Genomic DNA, 19,744 nt, shown 5'->3' on the forward strand with positions numbered 1-19,744 from the left:
CGCTCGTCCTCAAGCGCCGGACGGGCTGAAAGGGTGCTCGTCCTCGAACGCCGGGGTGGGCTGAAGGGTGCTCGCCCCTGACGCGCCGGGTGGGGTGAAAGGGGGCTCGCCCCTGACGCGCCGGGTGGGGTGAAAGGGTGCTCGCCCCTGACGCGCCGGGTGGGGTGAAAGGGCGCTCGCCCTTGACGCGCCGGGTGGGGTGAAAGGGCGCTCGCGGGGTGGGGGCGGAGCCCCCGAAGGGCCTCCCCGGTACCGAGTGTCAGTCGGAGGTGGCACGCTTGTCCCGTGACCGAGATTGACGCAAAGATTGATGCTCTCGTCCCCGCCTGGCTCCACCTCCCCGACATCGCGGAGATGCTGGACGTGGAGGTGACGCGCGTACGGCAGCTGGTCAAGGAGGGCCAGCTCATCGCCGTACGCCGTGGTGAGAACAGGACCCTGCAGGTGCCCGCCGCCTTCATCGACACCGACAAGGTGGTCAAGGGCCTCACCGGAACCCTGACGCTCCTGAGGGACGACGGTTTCTCCGACGCGGAGATGCTGGAGTGGCTTTTCACTCCGGACCCGTCCCTGCCCGGCACCCCCGCGCAGGCCCTCAGCGAGAACCGCGGCACGGAGGTGAAGCGCCGCGCCCAGGCGCTCGCCCTGTAGCTGAGTAACCGAGTAACCGAGTAACCGAGCAACCGCATGACCGCGTAACCGCGGGCGAGCCCATCCGACGTTGCCCACGGCCCGCGGGTGTACGGTCCGGTCCACCCGGTCCGCACACCCGCGCCCGGCCCGCGGCACAGCGGGAACGAACACGAACGACCATTACGGGGGACCTTCCATGCCCACGGCCCGTGAGCAGCTCGCCGACGCCCGGCTCTACCTGTGCACCGACGCGCGCAGGCGCCAGGGCGACCTGCCGGAGTTCCTGGACGCCGTCCTGTCCTCGGGCGTGGACATCGTTCAGCTGCGGGACAAGGGCATGGAGGCCGCCGAGGAGCTGGACCACCTGGCCGTCTTCGCCGACGCGTGCCGCAGGCACGGCAAGCTCCTCTCGGTCAACGACCGGGCCGACGTGGCCCACGCCATCGGCGCCGACGTGCTGCACCTCGGCCAGGGCGACCTGCCGGTGCCGGCCGCCCGGGCGATCCTGGGCGCCGACGTGCTGATCGGCCGCTCCACGCACGCCGACGCGGAGGCCGCAGCGGCCTCCGCGGAGCCGGGCGTCGACTACTTCTGCACGGGCCCCTGCTGGCCCACCCCCACCAAGCCGGGCCGCCACGCGCCCGGCCTCGACCTGGTGCGATACACCGCCTCCCTCGGCACCGACCGCCCCTGGTTCGCCATCGGCGGGATCGACGCGGGCAACCTGGACGAGGTCCTGGACGCCGGCGCGGACCGTGTCGTCGTCGTCCGCGCGATCACCGAGGCGTCCGACCCGGCGGCGGCCGCCGCCGACCTGGCCAAGCGGGTCCGCGAGCGGATCGGCTAGCCGCGGCGGCGAGGTCCCCCGGCCTCCACCGGCGGGAGCCTCATCGGCCCCCGCGAAGGCCGCCCCGTGTCCGAGGAGTGGACGGAAATCCGACTATTCGGACAATTTACCCCTGTTCTGTTGGGGGACCGTGCACCCCTGGCTAACCTGCAAGTATGGCCCTTGGCACAGCTTCCACCAGGACTGATCGCGCACGAACCGTGCGCGACATGCTCGCGACCGGCGAGACCACCTACTCCTTCGAGTTCTACGCGCCCAAGACCGAGAAGGGCGACCGGAACCTCTGGAACGCGCTGCGCCGGGTCGAAGCGGTCGCCCCCGACTTCGTCTCCGTGACGTACGGAGCCGGCGGCACCACCCGCACCGGTACCGTCGAGGCCACCCAGCAGATCGCCGAGGACACCACCCTCACCCCGGTCGCCCACCTCACCGCCGTCGGGCACTCCATCGCCGAACTGCGCCACGCGGTGGGCCAGTACGCCGACGCGGGGATCCGCAACATCCTCGCGGTGCGCGGCGACCCGAAGGAAGACCCGATGGGGGAGTGGGTCAAACACCCGCAGGGTGTGACCTACGCGGCCGAACTGGTCTCGCTCATCCGGGAGTCCGGAGACTTCTGCGTCGGCGTCGCCGCCTTCCCCGAGATGCACCCCCGCTCCACCGACTGGGACTCCGACATCCGGAACTTCGTGGACAAGTGCCGCGCGGGCGCCGACTACGCCATCACGCAGATGTTCTTCGAGCCCACGAACTACGCTCGCCTGCGCGACCGCGTCGCGGCGGCCGGCTGCGAGACGCCGATCATTCCCGAGGTCATGCCCGTGACCAGCGTGAAGCAGCTGAACCGACTGCCCCAGCTCAGCAACGCCGTCTTCCCGGCGGACCTGAGGGACCGGATGCTGGCGGCCAAGGACGATCCGGCCGCTGTACGCTCCATGGGCATCGAGTTCGCCACTGAGTTCTGCTCACGGCTGCTCGCCGATGGCGTTCCCGGGTTGCACTTCATTACCCTCAACAACTCCACGGCGACGCTCGAAATCTACGAGAATCTCGGTCTGCACCAGCAGGCGTAGCCGGAAACCGGTACCCGGGGCGGGGGACAGCCGCACCCGGGGCAGGAGAAGAGGGGCGTACATGGGCTGGACGGTCCTCTACATCGCGTTCACGTTCGTCGCGCTGTGGCTGCTCGGCGAAGTGCTGCTCCAGTACAAGGCGCGGCTGCGCTGGCGGCTGCTGGCCTTCACGGGGTTCCTCGGCGTGGTCCTCGGCGTCATGATGTCGTCGGTCCTCGTGATCATCCTGGGTGCGATCGCCTTCGGCGTCGGCCAGGTGTACGTGACGCTCTCCTTCCGGCGCGGCTTCTCCACCGGCTGGGCGCTGGGCGGCAGGCCGGGCGCGAGCCGCCGGCGCAGGGCGGCCCGCAAGGGCGCCCCCGCCGCGGAGCCGGTCCTCGAAGTCACCGGCCTCCAGTACGAGGACGGCACCGGGCCGGACGGCACCGGGCCGGACGGGACCGAGGGCCCCAACGGTGCGGCGCCGCACGGCGATTCGGTCTACGAGCCGCAGCCCATGCCCGACGACACCGGGCGGTACGGCATCTACACCTCGGCGCAGCAGACACAGGCTCCGGCGCAGGGTGAACCGCAGTACGGCGCGTACGACCCGCAGCAGCCCTACGCCGACCCGTACACCGATCCCTATGCCCCGCAGTACGGCGAGAGCGGCGCAGGGCAGCAGCAGTACGCCGCCTACTCCGACCCGTACATCGGCAACAGCGGCCAGGCGTACGGCACCTACGACGGCTACGACAGCTTCGGCGGGCAGCAGCAGCCCTACCCCGACCCGCTCACCGCGCAGTACGGCACCGACACCCCGCCCGGCGGCGTCTGGGTGCCGCAGCAGCGCGACGGGGAGCAGGCGTACGCACCGTACGAGCAGCAGGCCCAGCAGCCCCCGCAGGCGTACGACCCCAACCACCCGAACTACACGTATGACCCGGCCCACCCGGATCTGCCGCCCTACCAGCCCGAGCAGCAGCAGAACTACCGCTACTAGCCTCGCTGCAGGCGCCCGCTGCCACCCCGCAGCCACCCCGCAGCCACGCCCGCCGCGACCGGGGCCGGGACTCACTGCGAGCCCCGGAAGTCCTCCCCCTCGACGATCAGGCCGGCCACCAGCGCGCCGGACATCCCCGCGTGGGCGAGCCCGCCGCCCGGGTGGGACCAACCGCCCGCCAGGTGGAGCCCCGGCAGACCGGTGGTGTTGGCGGGGTGCAGATGTGCGCCCTCGCCGCCGGCGAGCGACGGCGCCGGCACCGAACCGCCCTCCGCGCCGGTCGCCTCGGCCACCTGTACCGGGGTGCGGACCTCGTGCCACAGCAGGCGGTCCCGCAGGCCGGGCACGGCCCGTGCGGCGGCCCCGATCAGCTCGTCCGCGTACCGCCCGGCCAGCGCCCCGTCGCTCCAGTCGACCGGGCCGTGCGGGGCGACGGTCGCCGTCAGGGTCACCGCCTCGTGAGCGTCGTCCGGCCGCACCGCCGGGTCGTCGGGGCGCAGCACCGTGACCGTGGGCGCGGCGATGTGCGGGCCCGCGAAGGCCGCGCGGGCCTCGGCCGTGGCGTCCGCCGAGTGCACCACCGTGCGGTGCGCGGTGTCCGACGGGCGCGCGCCGCGCAACGCGAGCAGCACCGTGAGCCGGCTCGGCCGGGCCGCGCCGCCCGGGCGGACCGTGCCCGGCGCCCACAACTCCCGGCCGGGCAGCATCCGTTGGAGGGCGCGCGGATCCGCGCCGCACACCACCCCGTCCGCCTTCACGACCGTGCCGTCCGCCAGCCCGACGCCCGCCGCACGGCCGTCCTTCTCCGCTACCAGCGTCACCTCGGCGTCGAAGACGAACGCGACCTTCCTGGCCAGGCAGCGCTCGTACAGCGCGCGCGCCAACTCCCGCATGCCGCCGCGCACATACCAACTGCCGAAGGTCTGCTCCATGTACGGCAGCACGGCCGCTGCGGCCGGGGCCGTGCCCGGGTCGAGGCCGTACTCCAGGGCGTAGCTCTCCAGGAGCGCGCCGAGCCGGCCGCCGCCGAGCTCGCGGGCGGCGATCTCGCCGAGCGTGGTGGCCCGGCGGGGCGAGCGGAGCAGACGGCGCTGCTCAAGAGCGGGGTAGGGCTCGCGGGTCAGCACCTCCCAGTTGGGCCACAGCGGCTCTTCTAGAAGCGGCCGGCGCGTGCGGTCCCAGGTCTCCCTCGCCCGGCCGAGGAACGCGCCCCAGCGCTCGCCGGAGCCGTCGCCCAGGGCGGCGTCGAGCGCGGAGACCACGCCGGCGCGCGAGGCGTTGGGCAGCGAGGCCTCGCTGCCGTCGGCGAAGAGGTGGCGCGACGCCGGGTCCACCGGGGCGAGCTCCACGCAGCTCTCCAGTGGCTCCTTGCCGGTCTTCACGAACAGGTCGCGATAGACGGCGGGAAGCCGCAGCAGAGCGGGGCCGGTGTCGAACACGAACCCGTCCCGCTCGAACCGCCCCAGGGCGCCGCCGTACGTCGACGAACGCTCGTACACCGTCACCCGGTGGCCTGCAACGGCCAGCCGGGCGGCAGCCGCCATGGCGCCCGCGCCGGCGCCGATCACCGCAATCCGTGCCATGTCGGCGACTTTATCCGCCGCCACTGACATCTCACTCCGGCGGCCGTACCACCCCGGCCGCGGCCAGCCGCTTCTCCTCACGGCGCTGCGCCCTGCGCCGCCGGAAACGACGGATCTTGCGCCAGAGCACGACGAGTATCACGACCCCGAGCACGAGCAGCGTGCCCGCGATCACGGCCGCCGCGACCGGATGGAAGATCGCAAAACTGATGATCCCGGCGACGCCCAGGTCCTCCGCCGTGCTCAACGCGATGTTGCTGAACGGCTCGGGCGAGGTGTTCACCGCCATCCGCGTGCCGGCCTTCACGAGATGGCTCACCAGCGCGGTGGAACCACCCACCGCCCCGGCGGCGAGAACCGAGAGCGAACCACTCTGCCCGGCGAGCAGCGCGCCGACCACGGCGCCCGCGACGGGCCGGATCACCGTGTGCACGGAGTCCCAGACGGAGTCGACGTACGGAATCTTGTCCGCGACCGCCTCGCAGAGGAACAGCACCCCGGCGACGATCAGCACATCGGGCCGCTGCAACGCCTCGGGCACGTCGTCGGTGAGCCCGGTAGCCCCGAAGATCCCGAGCAGCAGAACCACGGCATAGGCATTGACACCACTGGCCCAGCCACTGGTGAAGACGAGCGGAAGTACGGACACGCCCCAGATCGTAGCCAGTCCCGGCCGCGTGGCTCTGAGGCCGCGTACGGACATCTGAGTACGCGTACTCAGATCGCGAGATGAGTAGCTGAGCGGATGGGTTCCCACCTGGGGAGACGGGAGAGTGGAGACCACGGAAGGGGCGCGGCGCCGGTACCGCCGGCACGGGGCGGCGGAATCGGCGCGGCTCCCCTGACGTGACGGGGATCGGGGGAGACCGGGGGGACGTACGGGGGAAGCGCCGGACCGGCGTGGTTCAGGGGGGACTGAACCGCGCCGGCCCGGCGTGCTTTTCCGGGCGGGTCCGGCCGGTGCGGGTCCGTCAGCGGCCGCCCACGCGGCCGTGGAGGAGCCTTGACAGCGCCGCGTGGACGTCGTCGAGGGAGCGTTCGCTCTGGAACGCCTGCCAGTCGAGCGCGGCCACCAGGACCATGCCGACCAGGGCCGCGGCCGTGAGCGGGATGTCGATCTCCTCGCTCAGTTCGCCCGCCGCCACCGCGTCCCGCAGCACCCCCTCCACGACGGCCACCGCGTCCTGACGCACCACCAGGAGGGTCGACTGCCAGGCGCGGTTGGTGCGCCACAGTTCGGCGACGTACAGCTGGGTGAAGGCCGGGTAGCGGTGGATGAAGCCCAGACCGGCCCGGATCATCGCGTCCAGGGCCTCGATCTTGGTGCCGCCCCGCTCGTCGGTCTCGTCCGCCGCCGCCTGCAACGACGCGGTCAGCAGACCCACGCCATGGCGCAGCAGCTCCTCGAAGAGCTCGGTCTTGCTCTTGAAGTTGTAGTAGACCGTGCCCTTGGCGACCCCGGCCCGCTCGGCGATCTCGTCGACCGTGGTGGCCGAGAAGCCCTGCTCGGCGATGAGGGTCACGGCGGCCTCGTACAGCTTCTGCCGGGTCGCCTGGCGTCTGGTGCTGCTGCTTTCCATGGCGTCGATTCTCACAGGCTCAGCTCGGGGTGCAGCCGGTCGAGCGACCACACCTGCTTGTGCCGGGCGGACAGCGCGGTCAGCGCGAGGGCGCCCGCGGTGAAGGCCGCCAGGACCGCGCAGCCCTGCCACACCACGCCCAGGTCGCCGCCGGTGATGAGCCTGCGCAGGCCGTCCACGACGTAACTCATCGGCAGATACGGGTGGATGGCGTTGAAGAACGCCGGGCTCGTCTGCACGGGGTAGGTGCCGCCCGCCGACGTCAGCTGGAGCATCAGGACGGCGAGCACCAGGATGCGCCCGGCCGCACCGAACTTGGCGTTGAGCCACTGGACGATCGCCGCGAAGCAGCAGGTGGTCAGCGCCAGATAGCCCAGCGTCCCCGCGGTCCGCTGCATTTCGAGCCCGAGCCCGAAGTGCAGCACCGCCATCAGCGCGGCGACCTGGAGCACCCCGACCGCCGCCACCGGCAGCCAGCCCGCGAACGCGATCCGCCAGGCCGAGGCGCCGGCGGCCAGCGCGCGCCGGTTGAGCGGCTGGATCAGCATGTACGCCACCATCGCGCCCACCCACAGGGAGAGCGGGATGAAGTACGGGGCGAAGCCGGTGCCGTAGTTGGGCGCCTTGTGCATCGCCTGCGAGGCGAGCTTGACCGGATCGGCCATCACCTCGGTGCGCTGGTCGCGCTGCTGCTTGTCGTAGTCCGGGATCTTCCCTACGCCGTCGTGCAGACCGTTCGACAGCTGGACGGACCCGTCGGAGAGCTTGACGATGCCGCCGTCGAGCGTGCCCGCGCCGGTCTTCAGCTTGCCGACGCCCGCGTCGAGGTCGGTGGAGCCGGTCTTGGCGGTGCCCAGGCCGGTGTGGATGTCGGCCGCGCCCTTGGCGACGTCGTGCGCGCCCTTGTTGAGCTTGTTGACGTCGGCGACCTTCTTCTCCAGGTCGCTGGAGAGGTGCGGCGCCTTCGCGCTCAGGTCGCGGGCCTTGGTCTGGAGGTCTGCAAGGCTCTTGTCGAGCTTCTTGAAGTCACCCCCCTGGTCCTTGACGAGATTGTTGACGTCCGCGGTAAGGGTCGCGCCGGTGGCCATCGCCTTCTTGGCCTCCTTCAGCTTCGGACAGACCTGGCCCTCGGTGGATGTGTCCACACAGAGTTGCTGATAGAGGGTGTCCAGGTCCTGGGAGGCCTTGCGGGTGCCGGCTGCCGCGGCGGGCGCCAGGTCGATGATGTGCGTGAGCTGGTCGCGCACCGGCTGGATCGAGTCCGCGAGCAGCTTCGCCGCGTCGCCGACCGTCTTGCCGTTGTCCTTGAGGTACGGACGTACCTGGCCGGCCACGCCGTTCACCTGGTCGGCGAGTTGCTGGGTGCCGTCGGCGACCTGCTGGGCGCCGCTCGCCAGGGTGCCCGCGCCGGTGTCGAGCTTGGAGATGCCGCCGGCCAGCTTGCCACTGCCGTTCTTGGCGTCCTTGAGGCCGGAGGCCAGCTGCTGGGAACCGTCCTTGGCCTTGTCGAGCCCGTCCTTGAGGTCGCCCGCCCCCTTGGCGGCCTTCTCGGTCTGGTCGTGGAGGTCACCGAACGAGATGAAGATCTTGTCGAGGAACGACCGCGACGCCTTGGAGGAGGCCGCGGCGCGCACCTCGGAGAAGACCGAGCGCGAGATCGACCCGACGATGTAGTTGTTGGCGTCGTTGGTCCGCACCTGGAGCGCGCCCGTCTCGGGGGAGTCGCCGGAGCTGGACGCGATCCTCTTACTGAAGTCGGCGGGCACGGTCAGGGACAGGTAGTACGTGCCCTTCTCCAGGCCCTCGCGCGCCTCGGCGTCGCTGACCTCGTGCCACTCGAAGGTCTTGCTGTCGCGCAGCTTCGCGCTGAGGTCGTCACCGGCGTGCAGCTTCTGCCCGGCGGCCTCGGCGCCCTTGTCGTCGTTGACCAGGGCGACCGGGATCCGGTCGAGCCGGCCGTAGGGGTCCCAGAACGAGCACAGGTACAGCGCGCCGTAGAGGAGCGGCAGCAGAAGCAGCGCGACCAGGGCGGCCCGCGGCATCCTGCCCCTGCCGAACCGCTTCAGCTCAAGCGCTGCCAGTCGTGGCGAACGCATCGGCCGCCCCCTCCTCGCTCGTGGCCCCGTCCTCGGCGCCGGCCTGTGTCGTCGTCACGGTGGTGTCGGCCTCGGCGGGTGCGTCACCGCACACCGCGAGCACGGTGGTGCCGCCGTCGGCTATGGAGCGCAGCAGCGCCCAGGCGGCGGCGCGTTCGGCCTCCGAGAGCTTCATGTCGGTGTCGTCCACCGCGAGCAGCCGGGGCCGCTGGATCATCGCGAGGGCCACCGTGAGCCGCAGCGCCTCAAGGCGCTCCAGATCCCGTACGGAGGTGCGGTCGCCCTTCGGCAGCGAGGCGAGGTCGAGCCCGGCCGCGGCGAGCGCCTCGTCGATCAGGGCGCGGGACTCGGCCCGGCGCCGCGCCGGGGAGCGGAACAAAGCCCGCACCGAGCCGTCGTAGCGGCGCTGGAGCATCACACGCTCACGCAGGTGCTCGGCGACGGTGAGGGCGGGGTCGAGTTCGCTGACGCCGGGCACCTGGCCCAGCGCGCTGATCCGGCGTACGGCGGCCATCTTGCGGGGCAGTTGGAGGTCGCCCACCCTGGCCCAGCCCTCGGCGGGCTTCATACGGCCGGTGAGGGCGAGCAGCAGGCAGGTGCGGCCGGAGCCGGAGGGCCCGGTGACCGCGACGAGCGAGCCGGGCGCCGCGTCGACGGCGACGCCCCTGAAGGCCCAGCCGCGCGGCCCCTTGAGTCCGAACCCCTCGGCGCGGATCGCCGCGCCGGTCGCTGTCGCTTCCGGTGCGCCGGTTGTCATCGCCGCGTCGGGTCCTGCCGGTGCACCGGTCGTTGTCGCCGTGTCGGTCGCCGTCGCTGCGTCGGTCGTTGCCGCCGCGCCGGTTGTTGTCGAGTGCGGGCTGTCCACATTCCCCCCTGCTCTCGCGTCCCCCGGACCGCATCACCCGGTCCCTTTTGAACTGACTGGTCAGTACAAAAGATAGCCGTACCGGCAACCCGAGGCAAAGCAGCAGGTCAGAGGGGGATTCGGGGGTAATTGTCAGTGGTGCCCCTCACGATGGGCACATACGGCCACAGTGCCGTCACAGACGACAGGAGGTTCGTCATGGCCAGCTCCCACGCAGCAGCTGTACCCCGGCGCCGCGCAAGCAGCCCTGCCCCCTCACTGAACGGTGCCGCGAACGACGTCCACCCCGTCCTGCGCCGGGCCGGCGCACCGCCCGCGGCGCTCGACCTGCTCGCCCAGGCGCGCGGCGGCCTCGACGAGGCGGCGATCCTCGACGCCCCCAACGAGCGGTACGCGACGGCCCATCTGGCCGCCCTGCGCACCGCGGCCGCCGTCCTCGCCGCCCGCGGCCGCCCTGAAGCCGGCCCGCGCCGCCGGCAGCGCATCCGCAGCGCCTGGGACGTGCTCCCGGAGATAGCGCCCGAACTGACGGAGTGGAGCGCCCTGTTCGCCTCGGGGGCGGACCGGCGGGCCCGCGCCGAAGCCGGCATCCAGGGAGCGGCCACCCGGCGGGACGCGGACGATCTGCTCCGGGACGCGGCGATGTTCCTGCGCCTGGTCGAGCGGCTGCTCGTCCTCCAGCCCGTGCTGCCCCAGCCCAGGCCGCGCGAGCCGGAGGAGGAACGCGGGGGTGACCGGGGAAGGCAATAGGGTGGACGGGTCTTCACCCTTCCCACGCCGCGTCCGCGGCGGCACCGCGCCAAGGAGTCAACTGCCGTGTCGGACCCCATGCGCCCCCGCGCCTCCCTTCGTACCGCCGTGGTCTGGGAGGTCCTCAAGGAAGCGCTCGACCGCCGGGTCAAGGCGACCGGGCGCGAGGCCCTTGACGTCCTGGACACCGGTGGCGGCTCCGGCAACTTCGCGGTGCCGCTGGCCACCCTCGGTCACCGCGTCACCGTCGTCGACCCCAGCCCCAACGCGCTCTTCGCCCTGGAGCGCAGGGCCGCGGAGGCCGGGGTGGCCGAGCGGGTGCAGGGCGTCCAGGGTGACGTGCTCGGCCTCTTCGACGTGGTCGAGCGCGGCGGCTACGACGCGGTGCTGTGCCACGGCGTCCTGGAGTACGTCGAGGACCCGGCGGAAGGCGTACGCAACGCGGTGGACGCGCTGCGCCCGGAAGGCGCGCTCAGCCTGCTCGCGGCGGGGCTCGGCGGCGCGGTGCTCTCGCGCGCCCTCGCCGGACACTTCACCGAGGCTCGGCACGCGCTCTCCGACCCGGCCGGCCGCTGGGGCGCGGGCGACCCGGTCCCGCACCGGTTCACCGCGGAGCAGCTCATCGAGCTCGTCGGGGCGGCCGGAGCGAGGGCCGGGGCGGTGCATGGCGTGCGGGTCTTCGCCGACCTGGTCCCCGGCGTCCTGGTGGACACCGAGCCGGGAGCCCTCGACGCACTCCTCAAGCTGGAGGCCGCCGCCGCCGAACTGCCCGCCTTCCACGCGGTCGCCACCCAGCTGCACGTACTGGGTGAGAAGCGCGGCTGACCCCGTACCGGCTCTCCTCGGCTCGTCCCGGCGGGCTGATCAGGGGCGCTGTGCCGCATGGAGTACGCCACAGGCCCCCCGATCGGCGGCTTTGCCCCGTATGATCGGGGGACACCGTCCGGCATGACGGATCGACTCTTGGGGAATTGAATCTCCACAGCCGAGCCGCCGTGGCGGCCCGGCTGGTGAATTGGCGTAGAGGGCGGGTTTCACGGGGGCGATTCCCTGCCTATCCTGAAGGGGCCGCATCCGGTCGCCCCCCGCGACCGACGAGTAGGAGGACTCCGTGCCGCTCTCGGAGCACGAGCAGCGCATGCTCGAGCAGATGGAGCGAGCGCTGTACGCCGAAGATCCCAAGTTCGCGACAGCGCTTGAGGGAAGCGGGCTGCGTACGTACACCCGGCGACGGGTCTACCAAGCGGTCGCCGGCTTCCTGGTGGGTATCGCGCTCCTCATGGCAGGAATGGTCGCGCAGCAGATCTGGATCAGTGTGGTGGGGTTCCTCGTCATGCTCGGATGTGCGGTGCTCGCGGTGACCGGGTGGCGCAAGGCGCCGCGGCCCGGTGAACAGGCCCGCGGAGTGGGTTCCGCCGTGGCTCGGCCGGCTCGGCGCTCCGTCATGGACCGGATTGAGCAGCGCTGGCAGCGGCGGCGCGACGAGAGGCGCTAGCCGCACCCCGCTCCGACCCGAACGACCCGAACCAAGGGGCGGCCACCAGTCGAGGTGGCCGCCCCTCGGCATGCGCCGGACGGACTGAGGATGCCGATGCTGGGCACCCCACCAAGGCCGGCCCACCTAGGGGCGCGGGGAACTGCGCGACCAGCCCTCCACGGTCCGCGCCTTGGAGACGGGCCCCTGGGGCTCCGCCCCCAGACCCCGGTTCGCGCCTGAACGGCGCTCGTCCTCAATCTCCCCAAGGCCTTAAGGGCCAGGGGGACCCCCATGACGGGCTGACTATGCCCATGCGGGCCGGCACCGAGTACCTCGGGGGCGCGGGGAACTGCGCGACCAGCCACGCCCGGCCCGCACCCGCAAGCGAACCCGCGATGCTCAGCCCCCCGACACCGGTTCCGGCGGAGCCGGCTCGTGGCGGGGCCGCATCCGCGCGCGCAGGGTTCGGGCCCGCCCGGCGACACCCTCCCGCACCCGCCCCCAGCGGAGCGACACCGCCCAGATCACCCGGACAGCTGAGCGCGGCGCGAGATTCGCTCGCAGGGTTTCCCAGCGGGTCGCCTGCGCGCGCAACCCGGCCGTCACCCGGGCCACGTCGTCCACCAGGCCGGGTGTGGGCCGCGGGTCCGGGGCGTAGAGGACCTGTTCGACCGCGCCCGCCGCCCGGTGCACGGATGCGGCGGCCGCCCCGTCGAGGCGGCCGAGCAGGATCACCCGCGTCGCCGCCTTGCGGGGCGTCAGGGAGTCGTCGGGCGGGATGCCGTGGTCCCAGGCCGTGTCGGTGATCTCCTGCCAGACCGCGAGCGTACGGGCCACCGCGTCGGCCGGGGTGCGGCCGCCGGAGCCGAGCCGCCCGGCCCGCACCCGCCTGCGCCATAGCAGCGGCAGGAACGGCAGGACGAGCAGCGCGGCCACGCCCAGGACCGTACCGATGAGGGCCGGGGCCGAGGGCCCGCTGTCCGTCGGGCCCGCCACGGCCGCCGCAGCGCTGGGGCCGCAGTCGCCGAGCCGCCGTGCGCTCGGCGGGCAGGAGTCGGCTGCGGAGGGCGCGGCCGACGGCTCGGCCTGGGCGCTCTTCGCCGGCTGGGCCGGGCTGCTCGGGGTGCCCGCCGGGGTCTCCTGCCGGGTGTAGTCGGGTGCGCTGCCCCGCGTGGGCGTCGGCTCGAACCGCGTCCAGCCCACGCCCTCGAAGTACAGCTCGGGCCAGGCGTGCGCGTCGCGCAGCCCCACCGACATCGTGCCGTCCGACCGCGGCTCACCGGGGGTGAAGCCCACCGCGACCCGGGCGGGGATGCCCAGGGTGCGGGCCATCGCGGCCATCGAGAACGAGAAGTGGACGCAGAACCCCTGCTTCTCCTTGAGGAAGTTGGCTATGGCCTCGGTGCCGCTGCCCGACGAGACGTGCGTGTTGTAGGTGAAGCCACCCGTGGTGGAGAACCAGTCCTGGAGCTTGACCGCCCGCTCGTAGTTGTTGGCGGCCCCGTTCGTGACCTGCCGCGCGGTGGCGCCCACCACCGAAGGCAGCGAGTCCGGGACGCGGGTGTACTCCTTGAGGAGGCTCGCGGGCGGCGCCGGGGCCCCGGCCAACTGGGCCGCCGTCGGGCGCACCTGGAGGCTGGAGACGGTGTACCGCGCGCCCCGCGTCGTCTGCTTGCGGTCGCCCACCAGGGTCCGGCCCACCGGCTCGAACCGCCAGTCGCCCTTGATCTTCACCTGGGTCGCGGGGAACGGCATCGGCAGCCAGCTCTGCGCGTACCAGCCGGCCGCCGAGATGCTCGTCTGGATTTCGGTGGTGCCGACCGCGGGGCTGAGCCCGTCCGGCGGGGGCAGCGGATCGGGCACGTCCTTGATGTGCCGCTCCGAGGACTTCCAGGATGCTCCGTCGAACTCGTCGAGCGCGACGATCCGCAGATACATCTCCTCGGTGTCCTGCGCGTTGGTGTTGTACCGCATCACCTCGCGGTCCTCGGGCTGGTTCAGGCTGTTCTGCAGCGACACCAGCGGGTTGACCGCGGAGATGGTCCCGCCGACCCCGTCCCCGCCCGCGCCGTTCACGCCCGGGCCGAGCAGCCCGCTGTCCAGGGCGGGCAGCATCGCCGGGATCACCAGCGCGATGCCGAGCGCGAGCGCCCCGATGCGCCGACCGGTACGGACCGGAGCGAGCGGCGCCGCGTTCTCGAACAGGCCCTCCCTCGGCCGGCTCGGCCGCGCCGAGCCGCTGAAGACCCGCCCCCACTGCGACAACCGGTCGCGGCCCTCGGCGAGCAGGAGCAGCAGATAGCCGGCGGCCGCGAACACGAACCAGAGCCAGCTCGCGCCGCCCGGGGAGAGCCCGGCGGCCACCGAGTACAGGGCGAGCAGCGGCAGACCGGCCGGCGCGGCGCTGCGGAACGTCACCGCGAGCGCGTCCACCGCGAGCCCGATGATCAGCACCCCGCCGACCATCATCAGCCGGATGCCGGGGGTCGCGGGCGCCGGTATCGCGTACTGCCCGACATCCGAACTGCCCTGCTGGAGCAGTGCGTTGAGCTGGGCGAAGGCGTCGGGCCCCGGCAGCACTCCGGCGATCGCCTGCTGCCGGGCGAACACCAGGGTGAGCGTCATGAGCGCCACCACGGCCTGGGCGAGCACGGTGAGCGGCCGGGCCAGCGGCACCCGCCGCGCCAGCGCCCCGACCGCGCTCACGATCGCGAGGAGGAAGGCGGCCTGGACGATCCAGAGCGCCGGGTCGACCAGCGGCAGCATCGAGCACGACGCCATCACCGTGGCCGCGTAGGCGCACAGCGCCAGCCGTCCGCGCCCGCTCATGACCATCCCCCTGCCGTGCCGGCCGCGCCACCGTGCGCCGCTCCCGCGTTCGTACGTTCCCGGCCCGCGAGCCGCCACAGGTCGGCGAGGAGAGCACCGGGCCGCACCGCGAGCGCCGTCCAGCCGCCCTCGCGCAGCAGCCGCAACGACTCCTCGACCGGGCCGGGCTCCGCTGTGTCGTGCGTCCACTCGCCGCTGTCGAGCACGAAGGCGACGGCCGCGCCGCTGCGCCGCCGCATCTTCGCCGCGACCGCCGCCTGCTCCTCGTCGAGGTCGCCGAAGAAGCCGACGAGCAGCCCCTCGTTGCCGCCGCGCAACACGTCGTACGCACGGGACAGACCGCCGCCGTCGGAGTGGTCGACGACCGCGAGGGTGTCCATCATCAGGCCCGCCGCGTCCGACGAGTCCTGGCCGGAGCCCGCGAAACCACCCGAGCCCTCGCCGGGCACCGAGGTGCCGGTGTCGGTCAACAGCCGGACGGAGAAGCCCCGTTCCAGCATGTGCACCAGGGCGGAGGCAGCGCCCGAGACCGCCCACTCGAAGGCCGAGTCGGGACCGGCGCCGGCGTACGCGATGGACCGGGTGTCGAGCAGCACGGTGCACCTGGCCCGCTGCGGCTGCTCCTCTCGGCGCACCATCAGCTCGCCGTAGCGCGCGGTGGAGCGCCAGTGCACCCGGCGCAGATCGTCGCCGTGCCGGTAGCCGCGCGGAATGACGTCGTCCTCGCCGGCGAGCGCGAGCGAGCGGTGCCGCCCGTCGCCGTACCCGGCGGCCTCGCCGGACAGCCGCACCGGCGGCAGGGGTTCGGTGCGCGGGATGACGGTGAGCGTGTCGTACGCGCTGAAGGCGCGGGTCAGCTCGCACATACCGAACGGGTCGGTGAGGCGCAGCTGGAGCGGGCCGAGCGGATAGCGCCCCCGCAGGTCGGAGCGGACCCGGTAGGACACCTCGCGTTTGCCGCCCGCCTCGACCCGGTCGAGTACGAAGCGGGGGCGCGGCCCGAGCACGTACGGCACCCGGTCCTGGAGCATGAGCAGGCCGGTGGGCAGCCGCGAGATGTTGTCGATCCGCAGCTGGACACGGGCCTCGGAGCCGGCCGTGACCCGGCCGGGGGAGAGCCGGCGGCTGCCGGCCACGCGGTAGCGGGTGCGGTAGAGCACCACCGTGCAGACCACCGGCAGCACGGCGAGCAGCAGCCCGACCCGCAGCAGGTCCTCCTGGCCGAGGACGAAGGCGCAGATCGCGGCGGCCACGCCGGCCGCGAGGAAGGAGCGGCCGCGGGTGGTCAGGCCGGAAAGGGCGGCCCAGAGGCCGCCCTTGGTCTGCTCGTCGGCGGACTCGGCGGGGAGCTCCCCGGCCGCCATCACAGCCGCCGGGCGCCGGGCGGCTGCCGGCCGTACAGCGGGTTGCCGGCCTGCGGGACGGGCGTGTGCCCAAGGATCTCCAGGACGACCTGCTCGGCGGTGCGCCGGTTGAGCTGGGCCTGCGCGGTGGGCAGCAGCCGGTGTGCGAGGACGGCCACGGCGAGCGCCTGGACGTCGTCGGGCAGCGCGTACTCCCGCCCGCTGAGGGCGGCGGACGCCTTCGCGGCGCGCAGCAGATGGAGCGTGGCGCGCGGCGAGGCGCCGAGTCTGAGGTCCGGGTGGCTGCGGGTCGCGCCGACCAGCTGCACCGCGTACCGCCGCACCGCGTCGGCCACGTGCACGGCGCGGACCGCGTCGATCAGCTTCACGATCTCGTGGGCGTGCGCCACCGGCTGGAGGTCGTCGAGCGGGGAGACGGCGCCGTGCACGTCGAGCATCTTGAGCTCGGCCTCGGCGCTGGGATAGCCCATCGAGACCCGGGCCATGAACCGGTCGCGCTGGGCTTCGGGGAGGGGGTAGGTGCCCTCCATCTCCACCGGGTTCTGGGTGGCGACCACCATGAAGGGGCTGGGCAGTTCGTAGGTCTGCCCGTCGATGGTGACCTGCCGCTCCTCCATCGACTCAAGGAGCGCGGACTGCGTCTTGGGCGAGGCGCGGTTGATCTCGTCGCCGATCACGATCTGCGCGAAGATCGCGCCCGGTTTGAACTCGAAGTCCCGCCGCTGCTGGTCGTAGATCGACACACCGGTGATGTCCGACGGCAGCAGGTCGGGCGTGAACTGGATGCGCCGCACCGAGCAGTCGATGGACCTGGCCAGTGTTTTGGCCAGCATGGTCTTGCCCACGCCGGGCACGTCCTCGATGAGGAGGTGCCCTTCCGCGAGCAGTACGGTCAGCGAAAGCCGTACGACCTCGGGCTTGCCCTCGATCACGCTCTCCACCGACTCACGGACTCGCTCCGCTGTGGCGGTCAGATCGTTGAGGCTCGCTCGATCGTCATAGGTCGTCACCCGGCCCTCCTCGGCCCTTTCATCCGGGCCGATGCGCAGCAAACGGCCCGGCCCACCCCGACATACGGACACCACGGCCGAACGGTTCGGTCCGATGTCACATCCGCATTCTCGTTGCCGTTGCCGCGTCGTGTCACTTGCCTGTGGACAACCGAGGGGGATCCATGGTGAGTTGTCCCCCTATTTCCGTTCCTGGGCTGCTCCTGAAGCGCTCAGTCGGCCGGGTCGACCTCGCGCAACAGCCCCGTCGACACATCGAAGACGAAGCCCCGCACATCGTCGACGTGCGGCAGGAACGGCGAGGTCCGCACCCGCTGCATGGACTGGCGTACGTCCTGGTCGGCGTCGCGGAACGACTCCACGGCCCAGGCCGGACGCTGGCCGACCTCGACCTCCAGGTCGTGCCGGAACTCCTCGGTGAGCGACTCCATGCCGCATCCGGTGTGGTGCACCAGCATGACGCTGGTGGTTCCGAGCGCGCGCTGGCTGATGGTGAGGGAGCGGATCACGTCGTCGGTGACCACGCCGCCCGCGTTGCGGATGGTGTGGCAGTCGCCGAGTTCGAGCCCGAGTGCGGCGTGCAGGTCGAGCCGGGCGTCCATGCAGGCCACAACGGCGACGTGCAGGACGGGGCGGGCGTCCATGCCGGGATTGCCGAAGGCGGCGGCGTACCGGCGGTTCGCCTCGACCAGCCGGTCGGTCACCGTACCGCCGCTGCGGACGGTGAGGTGCGGACGAGGGGCGGGAGCCTCTGCGGGTATGTGCGCAGGAGTCGACATGTATACGACGGTAGCCGCCGCCGATCTCCCCGTCGCGCCCCGCGGGCGGAAAAAGAGCGTCAACCCGGGCGCCTGTGAGGTACCCCACAGGCCTCACACGGTCTCACCCGAACGAGTGAAAAAAGTGCCTGGCGGCGCGCTGAAGGGTTGATTGACCCGAAGGACGAGTGGACTAAAGTGGCGCGAAGTGGGAGGCGTGACACACGGTCTCCCCGTTTGCGCAACCCCAGCTTCCGGGAAGCACGGCCTCCCGGACCATACGTTTACCCCGCGTGCGCGGCGCACGTACGGCTCGGCCTCCTCCCGCCCTCCGGTCGGCTGACGCCCCTCCACCGGCGCCAGCGGTTCGTCCCCACGGCGGGGCAGAGCGGCCCGGCACGTATGCGCGACGGTGCGCCGGATCCTTGAGAGGGCGGCTTTGAGCCAGCGACACGTCCCGGTGATGCTCCAGCGATGCTTGGACATGTTGGCCCCGGCCCTGACCGAGCCGGGTGCCGTCGTCGTCGACTGCACCCTCGGCCTCGGCGGCCACAGCGAGGCCCTGCTCACCCAGTTCCCCGAAGCGCGCCTGATCGCCCTCGACCGCGACAAGGAGGCCCTGCGTCTCTCCGGCGAGCGCCTCGCCCCCTTCGGGGAGCGCGCCACCCTGGTCCACGCCGTCTACGACGAACTCCCCGAGGTCCTGGAACGGCTCGGCACCCCGCGCGTCCAAGGCGTCCTGTTCGACCTCGGCGTCTCCTCCATGCAGCTCGACGAGGCCGATCGCGGCTTCGCCTACGCCCAGGACGCGCCCCTGGACATGCGCATGGACCAGTCGACCGGCATGAGCGCGGCCGAGGTGCTCAACACCTACCCGCCCGGTGAACTCGTGCGGATCCTGCGGGCGTACGGCGAGGAGAAGCAGGCCAAGCGGATCGTCTCGGCGATCGTCCGCGAGCGCGAGAAGGAGCCGTTCACCAACAGCGCCCGGCTCGTCGAGCTGATCCGCGACGCGCTGCCGCAGGCCGCCAAGCGCACCGGAGGCAACCCCTCCAAGCGCACCTTCCAGGCGCTGCGCATCGAGGTCAACGGCGAACTCGCCAGCGTGGAGCGGGCGATCCCCGCCGCCGTCGAGGCCATCGCGGTCGGCGGCCGGGTCGCCGTGCTCTCCTACCAGTCGCTCGAAGACCGCATCGTCAAGCAGGTGTTCGCGGCCGGCGCCGCCAACACCGCACCGCCCGGCCTTCCGGTGGTGCCCGAGCGCTACCAGCCGCGGCTCAAGCTCCTCACCCGCGGCGCCGAACTGCCCACGGAGGAGGAGGTCGCCGAGAACCGGCGCGCGGCCCCCGCCCGGCTCCGAGGGGTCCAGCGGATCAGGGAGGACGTGTGAGCAAACCGGCCGGGCAGCTGCGCGGCACGGCCGCGCGGCTCGGCAGGCTGATGCCGGCGCAGGGCCCCAACAGCGCCGCCCGCACCCCGTTCGTCCTCCTCGTCGTCGCGCTGCTCGGCGGCGGCCTCATCACCCTCCTGGTGCTGAACTCCGCCCTCAACGCGGGCTCGTTCAAGCTCAGCGAATACCGCAGACAGACCACCGAGCTCACTGACGAACAGCAGGCGCTCCAGCAGGACGTCGACGATCTGTCCGCACCCGACGCCCTGGCCCGCCGGGCCGGCGACCTCGGCATGGTCCCCGGCGGTACCCCCGTCTTCCTCGGCCCCGACGGCACCGTCAAGGGCGTCCCCGCCCTCGCGGGCGAGCCCTCGCCCGCCGAGGCCGCCGAGCCGTCGCCGCTGCCGGCGGCACAGAACCAGGCTCCCGCGCCCCAGCCCAAGCGCCACACCCCGGCCGTCCGGCCCCACAAGCCCGCGAAGAGCTCCCCGACCCCCGGCAGGTGAC

At 72.5% G+C, this 19,744-nt stretch carries 18 protein-coding genes; 9 read left to right on the top strand and 9 right to left on the bottom strand.

Features of this window, described 5'->3' with window-relative positions; translation table 11 throughout:
• Positions 1 to 285: 285 nt before the first annotated feature.
• The 4 genes from AB0D31_RS00005 to AB0D31_RS00020 all read left to right on the top strand — a co-directional run bounded on the left by AB0D31_RS00005 (position 286) and on the right by AB0D31_RS00020 (position 3,535).
• Positions 286 to 651 (top strand): Rv2175c family DNA-binding protein, encoded by a 366-nt coding sequence (locus tag AB0D31_RS00005; protein ID WP_362714655.1) that lies wholly within the window; start codon positions 286 to 288, stop codon positions 649 to 651.
• Positions 652 to 829: 178 nt separating this feature from the next.
• A complete protein-coding gene (gene thiE, locus AB0D31_RS00010) occupies positions 830 to 1,480 on the top strand; it encodes a thiamine phosphate synthase (protein WP_362714657.1) in 651 nt (216 codons plus the stop codon).
• A 155-nt stretch (positions 1,481 to 1,635) separates the two neighbouring features.
• Positions 1,636 to 2,553 carry a methylenetetrahydrofolate reductase [NAD(P)H] gene (gene metF, locus AB0D31_RS00015; RefSeq protein ID WP_362714659.1) on the top strand — a complete coding sequence of 306 codons (918 nt, stop codon included), beginning with the start codon at positions 1,636 to 1,638 and terminating at the stop codon, positions 2,551 to 2,553.
• A gap of 61 nt (positions 2,554 to 2,614) precedes the next feature.
• On the top strand, positions 2,615 to 3,535 hold the full coding sequence (locus AB0D31_RS00020; protein WP_362714662.1) for a hypothetical protein: 921 nt from the start codon (positions 2,615 to 2,617) through the stop codon (positions 3,533 to 3,535).
• A gap of 71 nt (positions 3,536 to 3,606) precedes the next feature.
• Here AB0D31_RS00020 and AB0D31_RS00025 read toward each other — a convergent pair whose 3' ends face one another.
• The 5 genes from AB0D31_RS00025 to AB0D31_RS00045 all read right to left on the bottom strand — a co-directional run bounded on the left by AB0D31_RS00025 (position 3,607) and on the right by AB0D31_RS00045 (position 9,551).
• Positions 3,607 to 5,118 (bottom strand): NAD(P)/FAD-dependent oxidoreductase, encoded by a 1,512-nt coding sequence (locus tag AB0D31_RS00025; RefSeq protein ID WP_362714665.1) that lies wholly within the window; start codon positions 5,116 to 5,118, stop codon positions 3,607 to 3,609.
• 31 nt (positions 5,119 to 5,149) lie between these two features.
• Positions 5,150 to 5,767, bottom strand: a complete 618-nt coding sequence (locus AB0D31_RS00030) for a DUF4126 domain-containing protein (RefSeq protein ID WP_362714667.1) — start codon at positions 5,765 to 5,767, stop codon at positions 5,150 to 5,152.
• Between the two features lie 322 nt (positions 5,768 to 6,089).
• The gene (locus AB0D31_RS00035; protein ID WP_362714669.1) at positions 6,090 to 6,698 is read right to left on the bottom strand and encodes a TetR/AcrR family transcriptional regulator; all 609 of its coding nucleotides are present in this window, start codon (positions 6,696 to 6,698) and stop codon (positions 6,090 to 6,092) included.
• 11 nt (positions 6,699 to 6,709) lie between these two features.
• Positions 6,710 to 8,794: a YhgE/Pip domain-containing protein gene (locus tag AB0D31_RS00040; protein WP_362714672.1), complete on the bottom strand. Its 2,085-nt coding sequence runs from the start codon at positions 8,792 to 8,794 to the stop codon at positions 6,710 to 6,712.
• Positions 8,766 to 9,551, bottom strand: a complete 786-nt coding sequence (locus AB0D31_RS00045; protein ID WP_362714675.1) for an ATP-binding cassette domain-containing protein — start codon at positions 9,549 to 9,551, stop codon at positions 8,766 to 8,768. The genes AB0D31_RS00040 and AB0D31_RS00045 overlap by 29 nt, the downstream gene beginning before the upstream one ends.
• Before the next feature lie 306 nt (positions 9,552 to 9,857).
• Here AB0D31_RS00045 and AB0D31_RS00050 point away from each other — a divergent pair, with 306 nt between their 5' ends.
• From AB0D31_RS00050 to AB0D31_RS00060, 3 genes are all read left to right on the top strand, one after another.
• A complete protein-coding gene (locus AB0D31_RS00050; RefSeq protein ID WP_362714678.1) occupies positions 9,858 to 10,409 on the top strand; it encodes an SAV_6107 family HEPN domain-containing protein in 552 nt (183 codons plus the stop codon).
• Between the two features lie 66 nt (positions 10,410 to 10,475).
• Positions 10,476 to 11,234: a methyltransferase gene (locus AB0D31_RS00055; RefSeq protein WP_362714680.1), complete on the top strand. Its 759-nt coding sequence runs from the start codon at positions 10,476 to 10,478 to the stop codon at positions 11,232 to 11,234.
• 286 nt (positions 11,235 to 11,520) lie between these two features.
• Positions 11,521 to 11,904: a DUF3040 domain-containing protein gene (locus AB0D31_RS00060; protein WP_362714683.1), complete on the top strand. Its 384-nt coding sequence runs from the start codon at positions 11,521 to 11,523 to the stop codon at positions 11,902 to 11,904.
• 381 nt (positions 11,905 to 12,285) lie between these two features.
• Here AB0D31_RS00060 and AB0D31_RS00065 read toward each other — a convergent pair whose 3' ends face one another.
• From AB0D31_RS00065 to AB0D31_RS00080, 4 genes are all read right to left on the bottom strand, one after another.
• A complete protein-coding gene (locus AB0D31_RS00065; protein ID WP_362714684.1) occupies positions 12,286 to 14,715 on the bottom strand; it encodes a DUF3488 and transglutaminase-like domain-containing protein in 2,430 nt (809 codons plus the stop codon).
• A complete protein-coding gene (locus AB0D31_RS00070) occupies positions 14,712 to 16,079 on the bottom strand; it encodes a DUF58 domain-containing protein (RefSeq protein ID WP_362714687.1) in 1,368 nt (455 codons plus the stop codon). The genes AB0D31_RS00065 and AB0D31_RS00070 overlap by 4 nt, the downstream gene beginning before the upstream one ends.
• On the bottom strand, positions 16,079 to 17,089 hold the full coding sequence (locus tag AB0D31_RS00075; RefSeq protein ID WP_362714689.1) for a MoxR family ATPase: 1,011 nt from the start codon (positions 17,087 to 17,089) through the stop codon (positions 16,079 to 16,081). The genes AB0D31_RS00070 and AB0D31_RS00075 overlap by 1 nt, the downstream gene beginning before the upstream one ends.
• 212 nt (positions 17,090 to 17,301) lie before the next feature.
• Positions 17,302 to 17,868 (bottom strand): carbonic anhydrase, encoded by a 567-nt coding sequence (locus tag AB0D31_RS00080; RefSeq protein ID WP_362714692.1) that lies wholly within the window; start codon positions 17,866 to 17,868, stop codon positions 17,302 to 17,304.
• A 418-nt stretch (positions 17,869 to 18,286) separates the two neighbouring features.
• Here AB0D31_RS00080 and rsmH point away from each other — a divergent pair, with 418 nt between their 5' ends.
• Both rsmH and AB0D31_RS00090 read left to right on the top strand, forming a co-directional pair.
• Positions 18,287 to 19,237 (top strand): 16S rRNA (cytosine(1402)-N(4))-methyltransferase RsmH, encoded by a 951-nt coding sequence (gene rsmH / locus AB0D31_RS00085; protein ID WP_362714694.1) that lies wholly within the window; start codon positions 18,287 to 18,289, stop codon positions 19,235 to 19,237.
• Complete coding sequence (locus AB0D31_RS00090) at positions 19,234 to 19,743, top strand: septum formation initiator (RefSeq protein ID WP_362714696.1); 510 nt, start codon at positions 19,234 to 19,236, stop codon at positions 19,741 to 19,743. The genes rsmH and AB0D31_RS00090 overlap by 4 nt, the downstream gene beginning before the upstream one ends.
• Position 19,744 lies beyond the last annotated feature (1 nt).

Origin of the sequence: Streptomyces sp. NPDC048361 (genome assembly GCF_040651795.1) — a bacterium.
GTDB lineage: Bacteria > Actinomycetota > Actinomycetes > Streptomycetales > Streptomycetaceae > Streptomyces.

What these genes read in the sequence shown, in the direction of transcription:
- AB0D31_RS00040 (WP_362714672.1), bottom strand. Translation starts at nt 8,794, where the DNA reads ATGCGTTCGCCACGACTGGCAGCGCTTGAGCTGAAGCGGTTCGGCAGG.
- thiE (WP_362714657.1), top strand. Translation starts at nt 830, where the DNA reads ATGCCCACGGCCCGTGAGCAGCTCGCCGACGCCCGGCTCTACCTGTGC.
- AB0D31_RS00020 (WP_362714662.1), top strand. Translation starts at nt 2,615, where the DNA reads ATGGGCTGGACGGTCCTCTACATCGCGTTCACGTTCGTCGCGCTGTGG.
- AB0D31_RS00045 (WP_362714675.1), bottom strand. Translation starts at nt 9,551, where the DNA reads ATGACAACCGGCGCACCGGAAGCGACAGCGACCGGCGCGGCGATCCGC.
- metF (WP_362714659.1), top strand. Translation starts at nt 1,636, where the DNA reads ATGGCCCTTGGCACAGCTTCCACCAGGACTGATCGCGCACGAACCGTG.
- AB0D31_RS00065 (WP_362714684.1), bottom strand. Translation starts at nt 14,715, where the DNA reads ATGAGCGGGCGCGGACGGCTGGCGCTGTGCGCCTACGCGGCCACGGTG.
- AB0D31_RS00035 (WP_362714669.1), bottom strand. Translation starts at nt 6,698, where the DNA reads ATGGAAAGCAGCAGCACCAGACGCCAGGCGACCCGGCAGAAGCTGTAC.
- AB0D31_RS00050 (WP_362714678.1), top strand. Translation starts at nt 9,858, where the DNA reads ATGGCCAGCTCCCACGCAGCAGCTGTACCCCGGCGCCGCGCAAGCAGC.
- AB0D31_RS00080 (WP_362714692.1), bottom strand. Translation starts at nt 17,868, where the DNA reads ATGTCGACTCCTGCGCACATACCCGCAGAGGCTCCCGCCCCTCGTCCG.
- AB0D31_RS00025 (WP_362714665.1), bottom strand. Translation starts at nt 5,118, where the DNA reads ATGGCACGGATTGCGGTGATCGGCGCCGGCGCGGGCGCCATGGCGGCT.
- AB0D31_RS00070 (WP_362714687.1), bottom strand. Translation starts at nt 16,079, where the DNA reads ATGGCGGCCGGGGAGCTCCCCGCCGAGTCCGCCGACGAGCAGACCAAG.